Consider the following 21,314-nt stretch of genomic DNA (forward strand, 5'->3'; position numbering starts at 1 on the left):
ATCACCTGAGGTGTATCCTGATGTGTGATTGAAGCAGCTTATCTACGGCGAAGAATCGCAACACCGACACCAAGCAATATGACGCCCAATAGCAGCCAGATGAGTGGCAGCCACACGACACGCGTCAGCGTTTCGCTGGACATGCGAAGCCGATACGACTTCCGTTCGATGGGTTTGACATCGCCCGAATCGAGTTCTGCCTTGCCTCGTCCCCAGGCCAGGCAGGAAAACATGAGATTCGCGCCCATTTCTCCCGACGTTCTCAGCTCAGCATCGGTAATAAAGGAGGCATCACCAAACACGACCATGCGTGGCGATCCCGGCTTGCCGGGCATCGGCGGCATGCCGGGCTGCTGAGGGGGCAGTTGTGCTCCCTGATCGCGAACGGTTACTGCAACCGTGGGAGGAATGTGGGAATCAATCTTCTTGAGGATGTCCTTGGATTCAATCAGTTTTTTAAGGTATTCTTTAGGCTGAGGAATTTTCTGATTCTCAGTCCAGACAAACATTCGTGTTCCTGACGGAGTCTGAATAGGCTGAGCCACAGCGAATAACAGTGATTTAGTATCAAATCCAACGCTGGCTGAAACAGGTTTAACGCTCCGTGCTTCCTTGAAATCAAGATTCGAAGTGGCGTTTCTGAAGATGCCTTCGATACTTTGAGAAATCTCGGCATCAGTGGGGAGATTGCTTACCATGGAAGCAGGCGCTACAGGTACATGCATGGGATTTTGTTCAGAAATCGTAAACACCACATCCTGCCCAACCTGCACTCCATAGGTATTGAGAATCCCTTCCAGACCAGTTGGCAGTACTTTGCCATCCTGACCAAAATGTGTATTGAGCAAAACAATGAGCTTGCCCGAATCGACGCCATCTTTCTTGGGGCGCTTGAGGTAGTTTTCGAGTACCGATGCCTTTTCTGGCGTCATGCGTAATGGGTCAGCTACTATTACCATCAAGGCATCTTCGGGAATGGCAGAAAGTGTTTTGCCATCCGATTCCAGTTGACCAAGATTCAGTGGCTTGACAACATACCCTGCTTTCTCAATACGCTGTTTCAATGCCACGATGGACCTCGATGCCAGTGCCTCACGCTGATTCCGGGCAGCATTCTCATCGATGGAGAGCTCCCCACTGTCCTGGGTGAAGTAGATGGTTACTTTCTTCTTTTCCTGTCTGAAATCGCGTAGTGCAGAATAGATGGCCTGTTCACCTTTGTAGAACCGCTGACCCGGCCCCATGCCACGCATGCCGCCAGTCACTTCTTCGAGATCTTCTTCACTGATGAACGTGGACAGCGGCGTATTGCTGCTGGGGTCCTGAACCAGCAGTAACCCTTGAGCAAATCCTGTTGCATCGCGGAGGACTTCATATTTCTTGATCAATTCGTCCAACTGCTTGACGTTGCTTCGCACCAGAGGCAACTCGACAATTTCCAGTTGCGAGTTGAGAGCTTTGCAGTTGTTGAGCGTCCCCAGAACATCCTGCTCCAGAAGAGTATCAGGTCGAAGGATGACGTAGACTCTGACCGGTTTCTCGATCGATTTCACCAGCTTCTTGGTCGCAGGACTGAGTGAATAGATGTTTTCGCTGGTCCAGTCTGAAGGTTCCGGGCCATACAAGGCAAACCAGGCATTCACCACACCCAGGATAGCCAGGAACAAGAGCGCACCGAGAAAAGCGTTGTAGCCATAAATCCACCGACGCAACCCGGCACTGCTGCGTTCTTCCGATTTGATGGCCAGCAGGCTGGCAAACATGCTTCCCAAACCCACCACGTAGGCAAGCACAATCAGCCAGGGCTGCATCGTTGACCAACCCTGACGGTTAAGCAGTTCTCCTGACCGCATCCAGGTATAAGGAATAGCCAGGCAGATTACAGTCAGGAACCCAACCAGGCTGAACATGGCAAAGAAACCCAGTTTGCCCCATTGCTTGTCCTGCTGTGAACTCTGCGATCTAGCTTCTGCGGAAGAGAGTCGTGCCAGGTAAAACAAACCCAAGCCCAAAAGAACAATGAAATTCAACAGGCAGAACCAGAACCACGGATTGCCGGTAGCCTGCGAGAAGGCAGAACTCATCGATGCTGCTGATTGTGCTTTTTCGCCGGCGTTCTCAGGCTTGGTGAGCGCTGATTTCGGTTCCGTTTCAGATACCTGGTTGTAAGCCTTGGTGAAAAGACTGATCGCACCGATCAATGCAGCCACAGACAACACGAACATGACGATCATGGCAAATCGAGAATGTTTCGTGTTATAAGTCATATCAGACATGGTGACGCCTCAATACAGTCCGGATGTATGCAGATATCAGTTCGTGGTCTTAACGCCATTTGCGTGATTCGAGCACTCGGATTGTCAGGAACAACCAGAATGCGCCAAAACTGAGATGGAACAGAATGTGTTTGAACTCCACTTTGCCTCGTGCAAAAGAGAGGAATACATGATGAACAAACGAGATGTAGCGCAGGAATTCAAACAGTGGACTGTTCGGATCAGCTTTCGGGTTTCTCGATAAGGTTTGCTCAACGAAGTACAGCATGAAGATGGCGAGCATGCCTGCAAAAGTCAGGAGCAGCGCGACAATCTGGTTCTTGGTGATGCTCGAAAAGAAAACACCCATCGCCACAAAGCCAAAGGAAACGATACACAGACCCAGCAACGAGCTCATCATCGGTCGGAAATCGAATGCTTCCTGTCCGGCAATGCGAAGCAGCAGCGGGTAAATCGCCCATGTCATGAAAATCATGATCGTATAAAGCCAGGCTGCCAGAAACTTGCTGACCACGATGGAAAACTCATCGACCGGTGCAGTCATCAGGATTTCCATCGTTCCAGCCCGGTTCTCTTCGCTCATCACACGCATCGTCATCATGGGGATGGCGATCAGCATGAAGATGATGATCCACATATCGAAGAAATAGGGTGCTACCACTGGTTCGGGAAACGCAGCACCCATGTTGGTTGCCATCACTAGTTCATCAACCCAATTGGAGTAGACGAACCAGGCAACCACCAGTGTTGCTCCGAGAACAATGTAGCCGATAGGCGAGGTAAAGAAGCTTGCCAGTTCACGCCGTGTCAGGATCATCAGCTTACGTTCAGAGCAAAACAAAAAGCCGACAAAGCAATACAGGCCGCCCAGCAACATGTAGAGGAAGCCATTCGGAACGAGGTAAGCCTTGAGATTGAGGTTCTCCAGCGATTCAAAAGTATCCTGCAGCCAGGTGATTTCCGTGATAGACGGGAGCAGGCTTCGGAGTGCTGCAATCACACACACCATCAAGCCAGCATAACCTGTCCAACGTGCCAGTATATGCCCGCTTTCGCTGTAGTTGTTGCGCTGCGAAATATACAGCGAGATTAAAAACAGGCCGAGAATCGAAAGTGTAAAGCCGTAAGGCAGAGTGAAATCGGGAATCTTGAGCAGATCAGTGCAGAAGCCAAGCAACCCGATCAAGGCAGCAACAATTCCTACCAATCCTATGATGCTGGTAGGCACTCGACCCCACGGACTCTCTTCCGCTTCGGTGTTCGCCATCACCAGCATGAACGGCAAACCCACCATCATGAAGAGCAGGGCATACGAACCTAGCCCATAAGCAACGCGATTATCTTCGCTGTACTTAAGAACGGTATCGCTGTAAGCCAGTAGTGGATCTTTCAAAAGAAAGGCGATGGCGACCAGCAACGTTAAAAAAACTACTCCATACAGCGTGTTGGCAGCCACCAGAGGTTTGCCAAGATACTTCACCCATGACGCAGATAAGCCCAAGAGCGAAACACGATACCCTGCAGCAGCACGAATAAAAGGTGCAATCCAGGCTTTGAAAAGCACCAGGGCCATGATGATGGTTACAATCAAGCCACCCCATTTACCTCGGCTGTTGGCCGTCTCAAGACTTGGTTCAGGATACGTCATCAGCCAGTTTTTAATGGCTTCGCTCGCCAGAAGTTGTGTAGCAAACAATACACCCAGGCAAAAGAACACGATGCCCAGGATGCCCATGATTCTTCGCTGAATATGATCACGTTCACGGCTGGCGTGATACAGCATGATGATAATGCCAAGCACAAACAGTGGAATGGCCAACGGGTAGATGCGTGACGATGGTTCCGTGGTCAGTCCAGCGCCTTCCGTGGCAGCTTTGACGGGCGACAGATAAACCCATGCATTCCACAGGTACATGAGCAAGCCAAGAATAAAGGCAGCTTTGCCTGCCAGACCGACAACCCTGACCCATGCTGGCGTATCCTGGTCAACACGGGATGGCGTGCTGAAACTCGCATCATTCTGTTTGAGAGTATCTTGACTCATACTGTTCGATTCCATGGCATTGTAATCTGAATCAAGCAGCGGAACTTCGCTGGGTGGTAATCTGCATGAACAGATCACGGAGCGATTGACGTTTCAAATCGAGACGGCGCAATACAGCACCTCGTTCTGCAACGCGAGAGGCAACTGCTTCCCGGATGTCAGTATTTTCACGAGTTTGAATTTCAAACGCGTGAACTCCTGCATCGACCATCTCTGCAGTGATGGGTTTCACCGCGGTCACTCCATCGAGTGATTGAAGTGCTTGCTTCAGGTCAACCGATGAACCACGTGCTTCGATGACGATGCTCGTTTCCTTCTGCAGTGCATCCAGCCGATCATCGAGTGCCAGCTTGCCTTGCGAAATAATGATGACCCGCTGGCAGGTCTCTTCAACCTCCGGCAGAATATGAGTAGACAGCAGCACCGTATGCTGTTGCCCTAGTTCACGAATCAGCTTCAGTGTTTCGTTCTGTTGATTGGGATCAAGCCCTGCGGTTGGCTCATCAAGAATCAATAAAGGGGGATCAGACAAAAGGGCATCGGCTAATCCGACACGTTGCCGATACCCTCGCGATAACGTGCCCACCAGGCGTCGGCGAACACCTTCCAGACGACAGCGATCAATGGTGTAATCGATCCGTTCACGTCGCTTACTTCGGTCAACCCCTTTGATCTGAGCCCTGAACTGCAGGTATTCAATCACTCGCATTTCAGCGTACAGCGGTACATTCTCAGGAAGGTAGCCCAGGTTTTCACGTACCTTCATCGAATCATTCATAATGTCGTAGCCCGCAATCGTAGCGGTGCCACTGGTTGCAGGAATATACGTAGTCAGAATTCTCATGGTGGTCGATTTCCCGGCGCCATTAGGGCCGAGGAAGCCGACTACTTCCCCTTTTTTGACTGAGAAACTGACATTATCTACAGCGATGACCTGGCCAAACTGTTTCGTCAGTTGGTGAACTTCGATCATATGACTCATGAATGAGACTTTCCCATGAGGAGTGATAACGCGAGGACTATAATTCTAAGGAAAGTCGACAGTAGATATTTCTCCCTGCCGTCAGGCATTGGCAGCCTGAATTGCCGATGAATCGACACCGAAAATTTTAGTAGTCAGCGTGAGTATTGTCTACCAGCCTTTTAAATAACTGTTTTTGTCAGAATGAGTGGCACTGCCTCGGTGCTTAGTCGCTGAAGTATCCGTGCAAGGCATCGCAACCAGTGGTTTTTATCACTTGGTTGCCCACCCAACGGTGATCCACTCTTTGAGTCGCTCCGGCGTTTTGAAGAACTCAATCTTGCGATGGGTGTATTTAACATCGGGGTTGGGATCCATGACAGCAAGCCCATCTGCATCGGAAACGCCATAGACGACGACTGCATGTCGCATGACGTTTGAAAAATACGTCATGTAAAGATGACCGAACTTTTCCAGTTTGGTTCGCATGTAGGCAAGTGTCAACTTTGCGGGATCGAGGAAATCAATCTCCATGCCGTAGTCCAACGCTAACGTTCGGTAGGGCTCCATGGAGTGTCCCTTCAGAGAGCCATCGCTATCTTCCTGGTCCTTGTAGTCGTTGAGTAGTTTATCCTTAGTCTGTCGCCTTCTCCGCCAGGCGCTGCCATCAACTTCAGTGCTGATGCCATTCCAGGTGCCGCCTTTCTCGCCAAACACACCAACAACACAGGCCAGCCACGATTCCATAGCTGCAGCCCAGCAATGTGCTTCGCTGCCTTGGCTGACAAAGGGTGGATTAAACCGATAGAAATGAGCCATGACTTACTCCTTGTACGATGGGTACTACTATTTGAGCGTCATTTTAACGGAGATGGAGGACAAACGCTAAAGCAAAATGGGGCTATGTGGCACTGCACGGGTGCCACTGTTTCGGTACTTCGTAACAGTGCCAAGCCGGCAGTAGACTTCACTCGCTTCGCGAGTTGCTCGGGTGCCCTGGTTTGGTCGTACTCGACCTAACCAGGACGGAACTATCATATTCCTCGGCATTGTTAGCCGGAGTACCGCCAAACGATGGCACCCGTGCGTTGTAGCTTGCTGCTCGACAACCTCTGTGATAGTATCGTTTCAAATATGAGGAGTTTGTGTCATGTGGACTTCCAAACTACTTGTGGTCGTTTACGTGCTGTTCTTTCTTCAGGGCACCACTAGCACGCAAGAAATTGAATACTACCGGATCATCAACAAAGCGTCAGGAAAAGTGTTGGATGTCGAGAATGGCTCCGGAGACCTTCGCGCTAAAATTGTGCAGTTCACTCGTCAAGATCGATCCGAAACCCAGCAATGGCAGATCGTACCTTTCGGTAACTTCTGCCAAGTGGCAAATCGAAAAAGCAGCTATGTATTGGATGTGCCGAATCGAAGCATCATAGCAGGTGCCCCTCTGGTGCTATACACTTCGAATCCAAACCGTAAGGATAACCAGAATCAGCTTTGGAAGTTGAACAAAACCAAAGATGGCTATTTCTCTCTGGTGGTGTTACACAGCAACATGGTTCTTACTCTGGAGGAAAACTCCAAAGAGGACAACATCAAAGTTATTCAGGCAAAATTTGTGGGAAATGATACCCAATTATGGCAACTCGAATCAACCAAATCGAAGAAAGCATCGAATTCCAAACAGCCGCCTAAGAAGAAACAGTAGCCAGTTGAGTAGGTGGCACTGCTTCACGTACTCGTAAAGCAGTGCTGGAACACACGAAGATTTTGCACAACCAGCACTGCTTGCGGAATACCGAAAGCAGTGCCAGTGCGTTGACGAACTTCATGAATCAGGAGGTGGAAGTCCTTTCAGACAGTCGTTCTCCGGTCTGTAGCCAAGCGAGCTGGCGTCACCGAAAGGTGAAGTCAGGAGCCTCGGGAGGCGAAGGGGCAGTCCGCAGGAGTACGAACTCGATTCGGCAGGGTGGCACTGCTTCACGTACTCGTTAAGCAGTGCTGGGACACGCGAATATTCTGCACTTCCAGCACCGCTTGAGGAGTACCTAAAGCAGTGCCACTCCACCGTGCGGAGGACTGCCCTGGGCATCCACCTCTTCCTCATCGAGCAAGCCTTTCTATTTCCCAGGCATGCTCGCAACATTCCCCGAACGCAGGGCCATGTTGGCAAGGTGCGCAGCCGCAGCCGACGCTACACCTGTCTCCGCGGGGGCTGTTGGCGCCTTTCTGCTTTGGATGCAAGCGAGCCAATTCTCCAGATGCACTAACTCGCCATCAGGCTTGTCATAGAAGTCAGCCCCCTTGTAAGTGGGTTTGGTCGCAAGCACCTTGCTCTCCAGCGGGCCGCCGCCCTCGGGCTGGAATTCGTACCGACCTCTGTCCAGGTACAACGTGCCTTTGGTTCCCATCAGCGTCAGCATGGCACGGTAGTGAGCGTTGCTGAAAGTTCCTTCGTAGTGAACCTGAATGGGGGTTTGGTTGGCACGCGGATACTCCAGCAGCGTTTGCACGGTGTCCGGCGTTTCCCAGTCGCCTTGCGAATGCTGCGAGCTGCCCATCGACCAAGCCCGGCTCGGCTTGCTGACGCCCGCCATCCAGTGAAAAACATCCAGGAAGTGGACCATCAAGTCGGTGAAGAGTCCGCCGCCAAAGTCCCAGAACCAGCGCCATTCGCGCATGCGATAGGCATCGAAAGGCTGCTCGCGAGCCGTGCCGAGAAATGCCTTCCAATCCACCTGGTTGGGGCTGATATCGTATTTGGCCCGACCCCGCTGGGCGGCCCACCGATTCCAGGACAGATGGGCTTTGAAGATTTGACCGAGTTTCCCAGCCTTGACGTATTGCTCATACGCTTCGATCAGATGCGGCATGCTCCGTTGCTGCATGCCCACCTGCACGATGCGCTGATGCTGATTCTGCGCATCGATGACCGATTGCCCTTCTTCGAGATTATGCGTGAGAGGCTTCTCTACATAGACATCTTTGCCGGCCTGACAGGCGGCGATCGTCCACGGAACGTGCAGATGATCCGGCGTGGCAATCAGTACCGCCTGGATGTCTTTGCGATCAAGAATCCTGCGTCCATCACGATCCGCAACTACTTCTCTGCCGAGTTGCTTCTGGGTCGCAGCCAGCGCGCCATCCCACACATCAGCGATGGCTACCACCTCGGCATTTTGAGATTTCATCAAGGTTTGCAGCAGATGGCGACATCTGCCGCCCGTGCCGATCAGACCAATACGGATTCTGTCGAGGCAATTGGCGTGCGAGGAGGCAGCCCAACCCAGTGCAGTTCCTGCGGTTGTCATCACAAAGTGCCGGCGAGAGGGCATGGCATCGTTCCTTTGTTAGTTACGGCCAATTATGGAACCCGAGTGTTTTGCAACACTCTATCGAGTTTCTCGAGCGTTCGAAGGGTAGGTGAGTGTTTGCCGCTTTCCAATCGGGAAATCGTCTCCTGCCTCACTCCTGCCAGCTTAGCCAACTCTTCCTGCGTCAACCCGGCGGCCTGCCGCCGCTGCATGATATTGCGTGCCATGGAAACGCGGGCGAACTCCACTGCAGGCCGGTTGCCCTGGGCATCGGCCGGGGGGAAGGCCGGAAGGGGTGACGACAGGGTCCGGGCAGCACGTCTTTCTAATCGAAGCAGCTCTGTTTCTTCGATCAGAACATATCGTCTGCCCTTAACCAGTTGGATCATTCGTTTGGTGACTTGTGCAGGCATCAACTTAGTCCTCGTAAAAGCCGTCACGATGGCCGATCTTTTCGATGACTACCTGGTTGTCCGAAACGAAGAACTGCAACCGATAGTCACCCGTACGAAGTCGGTAATGGCCAGCCAAGTCGCCCCGAAGAGGTTTAGCTCCACTCACATTGGGCCAGTTACTGAGCCGATGAAAGAGTTTGTTGACACGTTGCTATATAACTAACGGCAACTCGATGAACTCTTGTTGTGCTTTCGCGCCGACAACAACCTCGAAAGGCATGAGTCACCCTTTCACAGACTAGTGAAGAGTGGCAAGTCGTGGCGCATGCTGACTAGCCGGCCCTTAATGATAAATACATCCTATCGCTTATGACAAACTTGTCAAGTTGCTTTGTGCGCTGGTGCCATAGTCTGGCCGTACTCGGCCGTCGAATTCTCGAAACAACTTTCGTTAGCCTCACTACGGATCAGTCGGCATCGTTTCCAATCAATCCAGTGCGGAGTTGATCGCCCTTGTAATGATTGAGTAGGCGGCGGTGAGGGAAATTGGCAAGAGTGCTTCTATGAGCCAGCATAGTTAGACGGAAATAACCTATGGCATGGGAGCATACCTGCCCGTCGGGGCAGCCGGGTGCCCGGATTAATTGCCCAAAGCGATCAGCCGTGGCAGGGTCGTGCGGTACTCCGCTCGACCCTGAAGTCTCGCGGAGAAGTTACTCCTCAGCAACAGGGTCGAGAATGAGTACATTCACGACCCTGCCACCACTTGTCAATCTCAAAATGATCCGGGCACTTGGCTGACGCATTTGGTCAGAAGAAGAGGATGTCTCCTTCAAGTTCGTTGAAATCCCAAAGCAGCGCTTCCAGGATGGCAATGATATCGTCGTAATCACGCAGAAACATATCCGCACCGGAACCGCCGATCAAGGTGTCAATGCCTGAATTGCCAGCCAGGTAGTCATTGCCTTCCCCCGCATTGATCACATCATCGCCCGCGCCGCCGTAGATGGTGTCGTCGCCTGCTCCCGTATTAATGAAATCATCGCCATCTTCACCGTATATGAGATCGTTTCCGTAACCGGTGGTAATCGTGTCGTTGCCTGCCGACCCCCAGTACTCCACGGATCCCGAAAAAGTGGAAGCATCTAGAATATCGTCACCGCTCGTGCCATACAAGCTGACGCCTTCAAGACTTGCGGCAGGGATGAGTACCCCATCCAGTTCGAAGAAAGTGTCTGTAACCAAGACGGTTTGATGATTCGATTGAAAGCTGATGAAGTCCACGCCCGATCCGCCGTCGAGCATGCTGTCGCTGATGTCTGCAGCCAGGAAATCGTCGCCCGCTTCACCAATGAGCTGATCGACGCCCTCGGCGCCGAAGAGAAAGTCAGGGCCATCACCACCCAGCAAAATATCATCACCTTCATCGCCAACCAGTTCATCGTTACTGGGGCCGCCCAGCAAGAGATCGTTGCCTTCGCCACCATAGAGCAGATTGTTTCCACCGTATCCTCCGGAGAGCCTATCATTCCCTTCAAACCCGGTGAACCAGACGCCTCCTCCAAATGAGCCAGCCAGCAGGGTGTCATCGCCACTGGTACCATTGATGACATAGAAATCCATGTCGATAGCGCGAACGGTATGATTGGCAAGAAATACGCGTGTATTCGTTATATTTGCTTGTGAGACACTCTCGACGAATGTGACAATATCATACCCTGTTCCACCCACCCAGCGAATATCCTGCTCATCGACTTCGAAGAAACCATCTCCCTCACCGCCGATCAGAATGTCTGCTCCCTCCCCACCTGTCAAAAAATCAAGTTCGCCGTGTGCCCGAATGATATCGTCGCCAGCATCTCCATAGAGATAATCCATCATGTTGGAGCCGTGAATGGTATCATTGCCGTCTCCGCCGAAGATGTAGATACCAGCGCTGTTGACATCAAAGGGAGCAGAACGCACATCGATAAAGTCATCGCCTTCATCCCCATAAATGCTGAGCGATGAGGCAGCAATTATTCGATCATTGCCTGGCCCGCCATGTATGCTGTCAAAGTAGTAGCTGGAATACTGTCCACGTGAAACAATGTTGTCATCCCCCTCGCCGCCATCCAACTGAATACTCTGCGCAATCGTACGAATGACATCATTCCCGCCCAGTGCTCTCACTTTGACAGAATATCCCGGAAACTGGTCGAAATCAAAGACATCGTCGTTCTCACTTCCCGTAACATCGAGCGCGCCGATGTTGAGGTAGTTCTGTCCTGTGAGAATGTTTCCATTCATATTGATTCGCGTGGCGGTAACACGAAGCGTACCTGAGAAGGAATCAAATGCCAGGACATTGTTGCCGCCGCCACCATTGAACGAAAGATCGAACTCATCGCCGTGCAGAACATCTTCATCAGCCAGACCATTCAGTCGATCCGCACCAGCATCTCCATAAATAACATCATGGCCCACGGTGCCCGTTACCACATCATCTCCTGGACCACCGTGTATGATCGTTGGCAGGAACTGACCCGGGAAAGTTGGCTCAGGATCACGCAGGTTGAATAGATCAATCTGATCGTTGCCTTCCATTCCATTGACGATCAGTTGTTCCGGTAGATGAACGCCGAACCCGTTGCTGAATAACTTGCCGGTATAACTAAGCACTGTCTCACCGTTCAAGTACACTTCAGCGCGGTAAAGGGTTGAACCTTCAATCGGGAACATTGCAGAAGTAATAACATCGGGGCCTGGTGTTCCGTTAATCACTATCGCAGGTACTGTGCGATCTTCCAGAACTTCCAGTTGCAATGGAATTCTACGTAAACCTTTAGCGTTTCGAGGAGTGAACATAGTAACCTCAGAATTGAAAAAGTCGTATTAGCAGGTCGATATACTAATCTCTCTGAAACTGATTGCAAACAAAATTACGTTATGCTGAGTTCTAGCGTTCTAGCGGCAGGGTGGCTCTGATTTACCATAGACGGTTGCCGTGCCACTGCTTCACCTACTCGTTAAGCAGTGCTGGACCTCGCGAAATCTATGCATAACACAGCACTGCTTTCGGAATACCGAAAGCAGTGCCACAACCAGAGTTACTTATCGTTGATACACCAGCGTCACATAATTCGTAATGCTTTCATACTTCTTCCCCTGGTGTTCGCCGGATTCCTTGACGATGTGTCTGGCACGCAAGCCATACAGACCTTTGGGGGCGTCTTTCATATCGAAAGTGACGACGCCTTCCTTGTTCGTTTTGCCTTTGAGTTCTTTGAATCCATCGGGACCAACGAGAACGACTTCGGAGTCTACTACCGGATCGCCTTCATATTCCACGATAAACGTTCCAGTCTTGTCTTCACGAGCTTGCAAAGGCTGACAATGGAAACAGGCGGAGTCTTTCAAGTCGCCATTCTTGTAAATGCAGTAATAGTTCAAGAGCATGGGCGGATTGTTGCCCCGCTGGAATACGCCGTAGGTACACTTGCCTCGAATGACATGGGATTTTTCTGGGAATGCGGCAACGAAGGCTGCGGTTCCCTTTTCCATCGACAGATCAACATGCTTGGTGGCTGGATCGTGAACGTAGAGACCAGTTTGCTTTACTTTGTCAATCAGCTCGGCATTGTCCACATCGGGAGCCAGCTTATCACTGAAGACCAGCTTCACGGTGTTAGGCTTGTCGCCAGGCAACAGCCAGAGGAAATGAGCATGGCAGATGCTGGACAGCATCAGCGAGGTTAAAAGTGCAACAGCAAGACGCAACATGGCAGTCTCCAGAAACATTGACTTTTTTGTCCTTATTAAACTAAGAGACGGATTCTTTATTTCCAGAGGCATGGGAAAATCTCAGAGACTGTTGGCAATCATGCTGGTTCGTCGGTTTAATAGAGAAGTAGTTCCCTCTCCCCCTCGGGGAGAGGGTTAGGGTGAGGGGTTTTATCTCATGGCGTAAGCCTATCGTGTTACGATCATTTGCAATCAAGACGATGGGCTTACGCCACAAAAATTTCCCCTCACCCCCCAGCCCCTCTCCCCAGGAGGGAGAGGGGGATAAATCGAAACACGAGGTCAGTGTGTTTTCCAAACAACTTCCGCTGGCAGCGTTGATTGAACATTGTCGGGCCACCCGTCACATGCTGGAGACAGGTTTGACGTTGCCACAGGTCATGAGTCATCAGGCAAAATCAGGACCGGCTGCCATGAAACCGGTAGCCAAAAGGCTGGCTGCCAGCCTGAAAGCGGGAGAAAGCCTGCAGGATGCCTTGGAAGAGGAAAAAGAGTATTTTCCCCCACTCTATCTATCCTTGGGTGCAGTTGCAGAAGAGACAGGCAATCTTCCTGAAGTGCTTCGAGAGTTGGAACACTTCTTTTCCATGCAACTCAGTCTCTGGAAGAAATTTGTTGCCCAGATCACCTGGCCTTGCATTCAGTTCGTGCTGGCAACGCTGGTTGTCACACTTCTGATCTGGCTGTTAGGTATTCTGGGTGATGGCAAACATGGCATGAGCGTCTTTGGTCTGCAGGGATCCAAGGGAGCAGCCATCTTCTTCTTTGGCGTTTGGGGATTTGTTCTTGCCATCTTCGTGGGAATCTATGTTTTGCGAAATGTTGTGGGGCGTGGGCCGTTGATTGATGGCATGGCATTGAAGCTCTATGCACTGGGGCCAACACTCGAAGCATTGGCATTAGCCCGGTTTTCCCTGGGCATGTCGGTGACACAGGAAGCAGGAGTAGCTCCGGAAACCGGCATCAAGCTGGCCTTGGAATCTACCAGTAATCATGCCTACATCGCCAGGGTGGTTCCTGCTCAGTCGATGCTGAAAAGTGGTGAAACCCTGGCAGATACCCTGCGGGAGCAGCATATTTTCCCCGAAGTGTTTGTGGATGTGGTTCACACTGCCGAAGTGAGCGGCAAAGAGCCTGAAACCTTTGCCCGTCAGGCAAAACAATACAGCGAGATTGCTGAAGCACGTCTCAAAATACTCGCTACCGCAGCCTATTGGCTCGTCTGGCTGATGGTAGCCATCTTTATCATCGTTCTGATTTTCAACATCTTCAGCCAATATGTCAGTGCTCTGAGCGGAATTGGATAAACTTGGCATCCAGTTTGCGTTAGAATGTAAATACATCATGCAGACTCGCAATCCTGCATCGTTGAGGAATTAATCATGCCGCAAGCCGTAGCAGATCCGGAAGCGCTCAAGCGTTTCGCGCAACAGTTGCAGAACTTCACACAGACTATCCAGACCGGGCAAACCGTGCTGCAGGCACAACTCAATGCCCTGGGTGATACCTGGCGTGACCAGGAGCACGAAAAGTTTCTGACAGCGTTTCAGGAACTGAAAATCATGGTGCAGCGATTTACCGCTGCGGCCACCGAGCACGTGCCGTTCCTGCATCGCAAAGCCAAGCGCATTGAAGAATATCTGCAGCAGCGATGAGCAGACGCGTCAGCCAGCCGATTAGCCGTGGCAGGGTTATTCGGTACTCCGAATGACCCTGCTGGATGTGCAAAACTCAGTAGTTTTGCAGGGTCATGCATGAGTACATGCATAACCCTGCCACATCTCTCGGCATTAAATAGTCACATCACTCAAGTGATGTAGGAGTATTTGTGGTGATGGAGGTGCTATGAGTTCCGGAGCCAATGTAACTTCCGTCGATGCCTTGACCGAATTCCGTGCTGCCTGGGTCGATTTGCAGGAAAAGATCATCATTGCACTCTCAACCACCGAAGGTGAGATAACTTCAGCCTTTCGTTTTCTTGAGCAGCAGCAGCAGCATTGGAAAATGGAAGAACTGAAAAGGCATGAAGCCTACGTGGAAGCGAAACAGATTCTCAAGCGCAAGGAACTGGGCCGCGCTTTCGGTCACAAAATCGACGCCACCGTTGCAGAAGAAGACGCCCGGAAAGCCAAGGTAAAATGGCAGGCTACCGAGGTGAAAGTAGCCAACGTCAAGAAATGGAAGCCCCGGTTAGAACATCAGGTGAACGATTACCTGGGCCCGCGACAGGGTTTATCCGTGCAGGCTGAGACGGAAATGGTGCGTGCACTGGCATTTCTCGATCAGAAAATACAAAGCCTGGATCAGTATCTGAAACTGCAGGCGCCTGTCGCTGTTGCCGGAGGTACCAAGCCATGACATCCGGAGTAGGCACGGTACAGCTTCAGGACGGACTCAAAAAACTGCTCATCAAGTGGGAAGAAACCAAAGCCTGCTGGGACGATCAGGTGCGGAAGGATTTTGAACGAAAGTTCATCGAGCCGCTGGTCGACCAGTTGAAGACAACCATGCAGGCACAGGAAGATTTGTCACGCATGATGCAGGCCTGTTATCAGGACTGCAAATAGAGAACACCAACCCTCATCAGATAGATGGTACTATGCCAGAACCACTTTTGCTCAAGCGCTTGCGAGACCTTGTCCATCAAGTTCGATCTGCCATCCAGAATCGAACAGCGTCAGAGAATGAACTGGCAACGGTTCACCTGGAGAAAGCCCAGGCTGCTGAAGACACCTGGAAGCAAATTCAGGTTGATCTGAAGCAGAGGCAGGAAAAGCAACTTGCTGAGCTGGATCAGGAGTTCAAGGATCGCAAACTGAAATTTGCTCAGTCTGCCCATGCTGAACTCGAATCGACCAAGCAGGCATTGGCTAAAGCCGAGCAGGACATGACTGGCAGGCATTACCTGGAGACGGAAAGTCTCAAACGTGCTTATGAAGATGCAGTCTGGTCAACCAAGACCATTTACGAAGGTGACAAAAAAGCTGCCAATGAGAGTCTGCGGGCGAAAGAACACGAGGCACACGCAGCCTGCCAGAAACTGCGTGGCTTCCTGAAACAGGCGGAAGAAACCCTGGTAGCCTGGCGACTTCGGCCTGAATATGCCGAGCTACCCAAAGTGGAGCCACTCAAAGTATCTGAGGGAACGTCGCCCAAAAACCTGCTTGAACAAATGGTAAAAAAAGGGGAAGCACAATTATCCAAGCTGCAAGGCTTGCTGCTCCCAAAACTGGTGCAACTCCGAATTGTCATCCCCTTCGCCATCATTCTCACTGCATTGCTGACCATTCCGGTGATCATGCTGACCGGTAATAAACTCGTCGGCGCTGCCATGGGTATACCAGCAGCAGCAATCATCAGCTTTGCCATTGTCTACTCGGCTTACCAGGTTGCAGCCTGGCAGGCTCGTAAAGCGACGTTTCCACTGGGCGATACCGTAGCAGAAGCACTTACCCTCGAGCCTCATTGCAAAAAAGAAGCTGAGGTGGAAATCAAGCATCTGCTGAAGAAGCTGCAGGATCAGAAAAATGCTGACCTGGAAGCGCACGACAAGACTTTTGTCCCGCAGATCAAACAGCAGAAGATTACCTTCGAGCAGGAATCCAAATCTTTCTTCGCCAGTAAGGATACCAAGCTCGCTGAAATGCAGGCTCGATTCAAGACCGACATGGATTCCATTGAGAGTGAGCACAAGTCAAAACTGGAGCGTATCAATACTGCATATTCCAGCGACTTGAAAAATGCGGAAGAAAATTATCAACGCGATGCAGTAACCGTTCGCCAGCGATACCAGGAAGCTCGAAAGGGAATGGTGCATGCCTGGAAAACTTCACTCGAAAACATCAAGAATGAATCTGCATCGCTGAAACAGGATGTTGCGACGATCTGCCCAGCGTGGAACAACTGGAAATCACTGCCGTCGGCGAATGGCATGCCCGATGTCGTGCAGTATGGCGAATTCACCATCGACTTTGCCAGCATACCTGGTGGCATTCCTGCTGATGCTGAGCTCAAAGCCGAGCCGCCTTTGAAACAGACTGTTCCTGCATTGGCTTCATTCCCTACCGGTGGCAATGTCTTGTTGAAGGCAAACGGGCCAGGCAAGGAAGCTGCTATCGAGGTTTTGCAGCAACTGACTTTGCGGTTCCTGACCCAGTTGCCTGCAGGCAAAGCCAGGCTGACCATTTTCGACCCTGTCGGGTTAGGCGACAACTTTGCCGCCCTCATGCACCTGGCGGATTACGATGAAGCACTGATCGCCCACCGCATCTGGACGGAAGAGCACCATTTCGAACAACGCCTGGTCGATCTGACCGGCCACATGGAAAGCATCATTCAAAAGTATCTACGAAATCAGTATCCGAGCATCGAGGCTTACAATCAGGATGCAGGCGAAGTAGCTGAACCTTTCCGCTTGCTGGTGGTGGCCAACTATCCAGCTAATTTCAATACCGAAGCCGCCAAGCGACTGGTCAGCGTGGCAGCCAGTGGTTCGCGATGTGGAGTGAGCACCTTTATCAGCATGGACACCAGTGCCGATCAGCCTCGAGATATCAACCTGACCATTCTGGAAGAGAACAGCCTGTTGTTCGCGTGGAAGGATGGACGCTTCAGTGCAGGCGACCCGGACTTTGCCGATCTGCCCTTAAGCATGACTGTTCCACCCGATGACCAGCGTGTTACCGAACTCCTCAATCAAGTGGGCAAGGCAGCTCGCGATGCAGCCAAGGTGGAGGTGGCATTCAAGCTCATTCATCCTAACTTTGAGCAGAAACCAGTGTGGTATGCCGACAGCGCCACGGGTTTGAACATCCCTCTCGGGCGTGTCGGTGCAACGCGTCGGCAAGCCCTCACGCTGGGGCAGGGCACCTCGCAACATGTGCTGGTTGCAGGCAAGACGGGTTCAGGCAAATCGACTCTGCTCAATGTTCTTATCACGAATGCTGCCTTGCACTACAGCCCTGAACAACTCGAAATGTACCTGATTGATTTCAAGAAAGGCGTTGAATTCAAGGCTTATGCGGTGCATGCACTGCCTCACGCCCGCGTTATTGCCATTGAAAGTGAACGAGAGTTTGGCTTGTCGGTATTGCAGAAACTCGACGCGGAATTGAAACACCGAGGAGAGCGTTTCCGTGAACTGGGTATTGCCAACATCAAGGATGTGCGTGAAGCAGATCAAAATGCCATGTATCCGCGTATTCTGCTCATCGTCGATGAGTTCCAGGAATTTTTTGTCGATGACGATCGGCTGTCGCAGGAAGCTGCTCTGCTGCTTGACCGGTTGGTCAGGCAGGGCCGTGCCTTTGGTATCCATGTCATCCTTGGTTCACAAACCCTGGGAGGCGCCTACACGCTGGCTCGCAGCACCATCGATCAGATGGCGGTTCGCATCGTGCTGCCCTGTTCAGAATCGGATGGGCACCTGATTCTGGGCGACGATAACCATGCCGCCCGCCTGCTCAGCCGGCCAGGCGAGGCCATCTACAACGATGCCAGCGGCCGCGTGGAAGGCAATCATCCGTTCCAGATCTGCTGGCTCGATGATGATCAGCGGGAACAACTTCTGGAAGACATTCACAAAAAGTATGTCGGCTCGCCGGGCAAGTTCCAGTTTGCAGAACCGATTGTCTTTGAAGGCAATGCCCCTGCGGAACTCAGTCGCAGCAGACCCTTGCTGGCAGCCTTGGAGAAATTACCTGCACAGGCCCCCAAAGAACCTGCAGCACTCCTCGGCGAAGCCATCGCCATCAAGGATGCTTCCACTGCCGTATTCAAACGGCAGTCGGGCAGTCAGTTGCTCATTCTGGGACAGGATGAACGTGCCGCAGTCGGCGTCCTGGCAGGTTCACTGGTCAGTCTGGCCTGCCAGCATCCGCCCGGTACTGCAAAATTCTTTGTCCTGGCTGCGAACTTTGAAGTGGAACCTGCACAGGCCTTGCACCGCCTGATTAAACTCCTGCCGCATGAAGTGGCAACCGGTCAACATCGCGAAGTAAGCCAGCACATGCAGACCCTGCACGATGAGTTAACTGCACGACGATCACTACCTCCCGATGCCCCCATGACACCGATTTTCGTTGTCATTCACGGGTTGCATCGCCTGCGTGATCTCCGCAGAAGCGATGACGATTTTGGAGGTGAGAGCAGTTCATCCCCTGTCAACCAGATGGCCGAACTGGTGAAAGAGGGAGCAACCCTGGGCATACATTTCCTCATCTGGGTAGACACCGCCACGGGTGCAACCCGCTCCTTCGACCGTGCTACCCTTCGCGAGTTTACCCTGCGTGTTCTGTTCCAGATGTCCGCCAACGATTCCTCGAACCTCATCGACAGCCCCGCTGCCGGCAAACTCGGAGCACACCGCGCGCTCTACCATTCCGAAGAAATGGGAACCATCGAAAAATTCCGCCCCTACGGCGTGCCTGATGAAGCGGTTTTCCAGTTGCTGGAAGAGAAGCTCTCAGGGTGGAATCGGTAAATGCTCCCCTCTCCCTTTGAGGAAAGGAGTTGGGGGTGATACGGGATTAAGTTCGAGCATGAATCAGTAAATCCACCTGCAAATTAAGTTGACACTCTATCGCCCAGTGTCACAATGTCGCAAATCGTCCGTTGCGAGATCAGCCATGGCTGCGGCACCAGCGATAAAAACAAAACCGGGTTGGTGTCGGATTTTGCTTGCGACACTGCTGGTCTACCTTTTATCTGTTTGGGTTTTCTGGTATCTGCTCCCAACTCAATCTCGCCTGACTTTTTCTACCGATCCCAGTCTGAACTTTGCCGGCTTTTCGCCCGACAGCAATTTACTGGCAACCACTACCAAGCTCAAAGAACCATTGAAGGATAACAAGGTCTTTGAGATGCCTGTCTATGGTGGTCCCGTACGCATTCATGACATTCAAACCGGCAACGAACGTTTTCAACTCGCCCAGGATTGGCAATCCGTTTCTCATGTAGTCTTCTCACCGGACAGCAAATGGATTGCCACTCTTGCTCAGGATGGTGAGGCTGCCGTTTGGAATGGACAGACTGGCAAAATGCATTTCCGTTTCAAAACTTGTCCGCAAGGCGCCAGGGGATATGGCTATGAATCCGATATGCGCTTCGCACCAGATGGTGTCACTCTGGTGCTGGTCAGCCCAAACGAAAATGATCTGGAAATCTGGGACATTCCATCCGGTCAACCTCGTGCCACCATTCCTAATGTGCGCTGCTTCGGCTTGTCACCCGACGGCAAGACCCTCATTTCTGCAGAATATTTTGCGAAACCTGTGTCTTATTGGAATGGCGTACTCTTCGATTATTTATTCGCAGCTGGAACTTACCTGCCATTGCTCCCACGAGAAATTCTTAGCCAATTGCAATCCATCCATGTTCGTGATCTGCCCACGGGAAAAATACGTTCAAAACTCCACGGCTGGATCCGCGCATCAGCATCTGTCGCTATTTCACACGATTCGAACATGGTGGCGATAGGCACTCATGCTTTCCCAACAGCTCCAGATGAGTTCGACAAAAATCATGCCGAAGTAAGGCAATGGAATCTTTCCACGCTAGATGTGTTGCCAACATTGAAAATCTACAAACCCAGCTTTAGAGGTGTATTTCGATTGAACTACAGCCACAATAATCAGATTCTCTTTACCCATGATGGCGTTGTATCACAGGCTTGGAATGCAACAAAAACACCACCTGTTCAGATAGATGTTTCAGTTTTGGATGTTTCGCCTGATGGGAGACGAGCGGCTTTCGAAAGAACTGATAATCCAGCGAATCCTGTATTTCCAAACACATTGAAGAATCATGTTGTGATCGTTGATCTGCCATCAGGAGCAGAAATTCAAAAGCTGAAAGTCGATCGTCCTACTCTGTCAGTCAATCCTTTGAAATTCAGCCCAGACGGCACCCTGCTGGCGGTGAAGGTAATTTATCATCAAGACGAGGATGGAGTGATTCAGAAATATCTTAGGACTCTTCAATTTCTCTTTAAGGCAAACGGTAATCGCGGGATAGGTGATCCGCATTCGGAAATCAGGTTCTTCGATGTTGCAACAGGGCGTTCACGCGGTGCCATCCATGATCAGTTGCGGAGTTATGGCATTAGCTACACCGCAGACAGCAGCATTTGCTATATTTATGGGTCAGACGGCATACAACTCTGGGACGTGCCACCTCGATCACCATGGGTTAGAGTACTTTCCTTCGCAGCAATACCTTCTGTCCTGATCCTGCTAATTCAACTTATTTCGAGTAGAAGGAGAAGTGTGTCGAGCTATCGAGAGGTACCGCAAGGTTGAATGCTACTAATCGATGGCAACGAGCACATACGATGAGTCGTTAGCGGGTTGGCTGTCGAGGAAAGTCATCGATGAATTACTTTCCATGATTGAAGGTGATATATGTCGCAATGTGACATCGAGGATCTTAAGAAACTTATGTTGGATATCAGTGATGCTGAGGATCGGGCTCGGGTGCCCTAGTCTGGTCGTACTCGACCTGACTAGGGTGTGACCTCGTGAAGTCTGTCTAGCGGTACTCCTTGCG

At 51.4% G+C, this 21,314-nt stretch carries 15 protein-coding genes; 7 read left to right on the top strand and 8 right to left on the bottom strand.

Annotated features, from left to right (window positions below; translation table 11 throughout):
- Positions 1-38: 38 nt before the first annotated feature.
- The 4 genes from JNJ77_09220 to JNJ77_09235 form a co-directional block, all read right to left on the bottom strand.
- The gene (locus tag JNJ77_09220; protein MBL8822753.1) at positions 39-2,276 is read right to left on the bottom strand and encodes a Gldg family protein; all 2,238 of its coding nucleotides are present in this window, start codon (positions 2,274-2,276) and stop codon (positions 39-41) included.
- Between the two features lie 49 nt (positions 2,277-2,325).
- Positions 2,326-4,320 (bottom strand): ABC transporter permease, encoded by a 1,995-nt coding sequence (locus JNJ77_09225; protein MBL8822754.1) that lies wholly within the window; start codon positions 4,318-4,320, stop codon positions 2,326-2,328.
- A gap of 31 nt (positions 4,321-4,351) precedes the next feature.
- Positions 4,352-5,293 (bottom strand): ATP-binding cassette domain-containing protein, encoded by a 942-nt coding sequence (locus tag JNJ77_09230; GenBank protein ID MBL8822755.1) that lies wholly within the window; start codon positions 5,291-5,293, stop codon positions 4,352-4,354.
- 261 nt (positions 5,294-5,554) lie between these two features.
- Positions 5,555-6,100: a hypothetical protein gene (locus tag JNJ77_09235; protein MBL8822756.1), complete on the bottom strand. Its 546-nt coding sequence runs from the start codon at positions 6,098-6,100 to the stop codon at positions 5,555-5,557.
- 331 nt (positions 6,101-6,431) lie between these two features.
- Between JNJ77_09235 and JNJ77_09240 the strand changes: the two genes are divergently transcribed.
- Positions 6,432-6,986, top strand: coding sequence for an RICIN domain-containing protein (locus JNJ77_09240; GenBank protein ID MBL8822757.1), 555 nt, complete (start codon positions 6,432-6,434; stop codon positions 6,984-6,986).
- A gap of 412 nt (positions 6,987-7,398) precedes the next feature.
- Here JNJ77_09240 and JNJ77_09245 read toward each other — a convergent pair whose 3' ends face one another.
- From JNJ77_09245 to JNJ77_09260, 4 genes are all read right to left on the bottom strand, one after another.
- Complete coding sequence (locus tag JNJ77_09245; protein ID MBL8822758.1) at positions 7,399-8,613, bottom strand: Gfo/Idh/MocA family oxidoreductase; 1,215 nt, start codon at positions 8,611-8,613, stop codon at positions 7,399-7,401.
- Between the two features lie 29 nt (positions 8,614-8,642).
- Positions 8,643-8,819, bottom strand: coding sequence for a helix-turn-helix transcriptional regulator (locus JNJ77_09250; protein MBL8822759.1), 177 nt, complete (start codon positions 8,817-8,819; stop codon positions 8,643-8,645).
- A gap of 978 nt (positions 8,820-9,797) precedes the next feature.
- Positions 9,798-11,834, bottom strand: a complete 2,037-nt coding sequence (locus JNJ77_09255; GenBank protein MBL8822760.1) for a hypothetical protein — start codon at positions 11,832-11,834, stop codon at positions 9,798-9,800.
- Positions 11,835-12,080: 246 nt separating this feature from the next.
- The gene (locus JNJ77_09260) at positions 12,081-12,749 is read right to left on the bottom strand and encodes a hypothetical protein (GenBank protein ID MBL8822761.1); all 669 of its coding nucleotides are present in this window, start codon (positions 12,747-12,749) and stop codon (positions 12,081-12,083) included.
- 308 nt (positions 12,750-13,057) lie between these two features.
- Here JNJ77_09260 and JNJ77_09265 point away from each other — a divergent pair, with 308 nt between their 5' ends.
- From JNJ77_09265 to JNJ77_09290, 6 genes are all read left to right on the top strand, one after another.
- Positions 13,058-14,077 carry a type II secretion system F family protein gene (locus JNJ77_09265; GenBank protein ID MBL8822762.1) on the top strand — a complete coding sequence of 340 codons (1,020 nt, stop codon included), beginning with the start codon at positions 13,058-13,060 and terminating at the stop codon, positions 14,075-14,077.
- A 75-nt stretch (positions 14,078-14,152) separates the two neighbouring features.
- Complete coding sequence (locus JNJ77_09270) at positions 14,153-14,425, top strand: WXG100 family type VII secretion target (protein MBL8822763.1); 273 nt, start codon at positions 14,153-14,155, stop codon at positions 14,423-14,425.
- 190 nt (positions 14,426-14,615) lie between these two features.
- A complete protein-coding gene (locus JNJ77_09275; GenBank protein ID MBL8822764.1) occupies positions 14,616-15,128 on the top strand; it encodes a hypothetical protein in 513 nt (170 codons plus the stop codon).
- Positions 15,125-15,337, top strand: a complete 213-nt coding sequence (locus JNJ77_09280) for a hypothetical protein (protein ID MBL8822765.1) — start codon at positions 15,125-15,127, stop codon at positions 15,335-15,337. Before JNJ77_09275 ends, JNJ77_09280 begins: the two co-directional genes overlap by 4 nt.
- A 32-nt stretch (positions 15,338-15,369) precedes the next feature.
- Complete coding sequence (locus JNJ77_09285) at positions 15,370-19,251, top strand: AAA family ATPase (protein MBL8822766.1); 3,882 nt, start codon at positions 15,370-15,372, stop codon at positions 19,249-19,251.
- A 145-nt stretch (positions 19,252-19,396) separates the two neighbouring features.
- The gene (locus JNJ77_09290) at positions 19,397-21,067 is read left to right on the top strand and encodes a hypothetical protein (protein ID MBL8822767.1); all 1,671 of its coding nucleotides are present in this window, start codon (positions 19,397-19,399) and stop codon (positions 21,065-21,067) included.
- Positions 21,068-21,314: the final 247 nt, after the last annotated feature.

The sequence above is a fragment of the Planctomycetia bacterium genome, from assembly GCA_016795155.1.
GTDB lineage: Bacteria > Planctomycetota > Planctomycetia > Gemmatales > HRBIN36 > JAEUIE01.